The organism is Aneurinibacillus aneurinilyticus ATCC 12856 (assembly GCF_000466385.1).
Classification (GTDB): domain Bacteria; phylum Bacillota; class Bacilli; order Aneurinibacillales; family Aneurinibacillaceae; genus Aneurinibacillus; species Aneurinibacillus aneurinilyticus.
Genome location: NZ_KE952909.1, coordinates 1 through 1,936 on the forward strand (window position 1 = coordinate 1; position 1,936 = coordinate 1,936).

Annotated in this window: 2 protein-coding genes; one reads left to right on the forward strand and one right to left on the reverse strand. The window is 41.1% G+C overall.

Annotated features, from left to right (window positions below; genetic code table 11):
- Positions 1 to 194 precede the first annotated feature (194 nt).
- Complete coding sequence (locus HMPREF0083_RS24010) at positions 195 to 569, forward strand: hypothetical protein (protein ID WP_021624533.1); 375 nt, start codon at positions 195 to 197, stop codon at positions 567 to 569.
- A gap of 155 nt (positions 570 to 724) precedes the next feature.
- On the opposite strand, the gene HMPREF0083_RS24015 is transcribed toward HMPREF0083_RS24010, so the two are convergent.
- On the reverse strand, positions 725 to 1,666 hold the full coding sequence (locus HMPREF0083_RS24015; protein WP_021624534.1) for a tetratricopeptide repeat protein: 942 nt from the start codon (positions 1,664 to 1,666) through the stop codon (positions 725 to 727).
- Between the last annotated feature and the right edge of the window lie 270 nt (positions 1,667 to 1,936).

A 1,936-nucleotide genomic window follows, 5' to 3' on the forward strand; every position in this document is an offset into this window, starting at 1 on the left:
GGCACGGTGTGGTGACGACCCACTCTGGATTATATTGGATAATCAACACCCTTGACTTACTATAGGTAATATCGGATCAATTCTGTATAAATTGCAATTTTTTATCGTGTTCATATATCGACATCATTCAACAATGTGTACCATGATGGATTATGATAGTATGGGGATAAGAGATGAAAATGGGAGGGTAAGGAATGAGCGACAAATTAGATGTAATCCTTGTAGAGTTGCAGAGAATGAACACAGAATTTCAGAAAATGAATCAGCGGATGGATACAGAACTACAGAAGATAAATCAGCGGATGGATTTATTGGAGGCCGGACAACAGGAAACAAATCAAATTGTGCGCGCACTGCGTGATGGTCAGGAAGAACTAAAAGCACAGATAGAAGGAATCTCGATTGATGTTCATAAACTGCACGGGGAGGTAGCCGCGATCCGCCGGGAACGCAAGCATGATCGGAATATTTCAGATTTGCGTGCCGGTCGTACCGAGCGGGAGCTCCTCGAAATGAATGCCCGCCTGGAACAACTGGAACATTGTGAAAATGACATCGAGCATGCGTAGTGTGCACATATACTGTTTAAAACATAAGAAAAGACCGTAACACAGGGCGTATTTCATTCATCTATCCTGTATTCCGGTCTTTTTTGCTAGACTCCCTCAAAAGGATGGAAGCTATTTGCTAAGCACATGCCAAACCGCGTATTTCGAAAAGAAGCCTATGAAAACTTTCTACGCACCTCACGGCTTACACCTTTAGCATGTTCCTCATACAATTGTTCCCATTTATCTTTAAACTGTCGGTAAATAAGCGGATATTTTTTCTTTACCCGATTAATACCGGCCAGGAATTCCTCGTCCATCTTTTGTAACTCTTCCAATAAATCAAAAGGAATTTCTTCCTCTATGTCCGCAATATCCTCGACTGAGACAAATTCCTTTACAAACGAACGCTGCGCTTCATGAAACACAAGCGGAAACATCTCAAAATCACGTGCCATGCGATTCAATTCTTTTTCGAGAAGCATAACCTGCTGAATTTTTGATCGCTTCTCTTTAATCGCCGGATTTTTTGGAGCGATGCCATGCATAAAATTAATAAAAATCTCACTTAAACGGAAGGCTCCTACTTCATACATCATTTCCACCTGTTCATCAAATGCAGTGAGCACCACTTGCTTATCTGCTTCATTTGTAATCGATTTAAGAAATTTTCGGATACGGGATTGAACCTGCGACCATAAGTTCCATTTATTAAGCCGTGCCATTGTATATACCCATACAATAAACAAATGAACATGTTCCGGCTTCTCTTGTCCAGATTCCGGGAGAGCAGAAACAGGCATCTCCCATGCTTCTTCATCCATACCGCAATCGACAAGGGCAGTAATTAAAATTTGTGCCGCCTCGTGAATACGTTCAGGGAACTGTTCACAGGTACTTAAAAAGATAGCATTCGCTTTTTCGGGATAGTCAGCTTCCAGATACATAACGGCACGTGCCATATAAAGCGGAACCTCCAACCCTTCCGGGGCCAAAGAAAAAATGCGTTCGAACCGTTCATCGAATATATCAAAATTCCCTTGAGATAGCTCCACTTCTGCAAGCCCAAGATGAGCAGGAAGATTATCCGGCATAATGTCAACCGCTTGCTGATACATAAGTCATGCCTGCTCCCAATCCTCCGTTAAAGCATACCATTTAGCTTTCTCCATCAATTTTTCAATTTTATTTCCATTTTCTATCTTCTCGGAAATTTGGAGCGAAAGATCATGTTCCGGACGATCGTCTCTATTTTTACGGAAAAATTTCCATAATCGTTCATTGTTTCATTACAATCAGTATATACGCTCTTTTCATGTTTTACACAGATGTTGATACAGCAAAAGTAGTGCAATATCAAGGGTGTTGATTATCCAGTATAATCCAAA

Excerpts from the sequence above, each read along its gene's own strand:
- HMPREF0083_RS24010 (WP_021624533.1), top strand. The coding sequence starts at position 195 with ATGAGCGACAAATTAGATGTAATCCTTGTAGAGTTGCAGAGAATGAAC.
- HMPREF0083_RS24015 (WP_021624534.1), bottom strand. The coding sequence starts at position 1,666 with ATGTATCAGCAAGCGGTTGACATTATGCCGGATAATCTTCCTGCTCAT.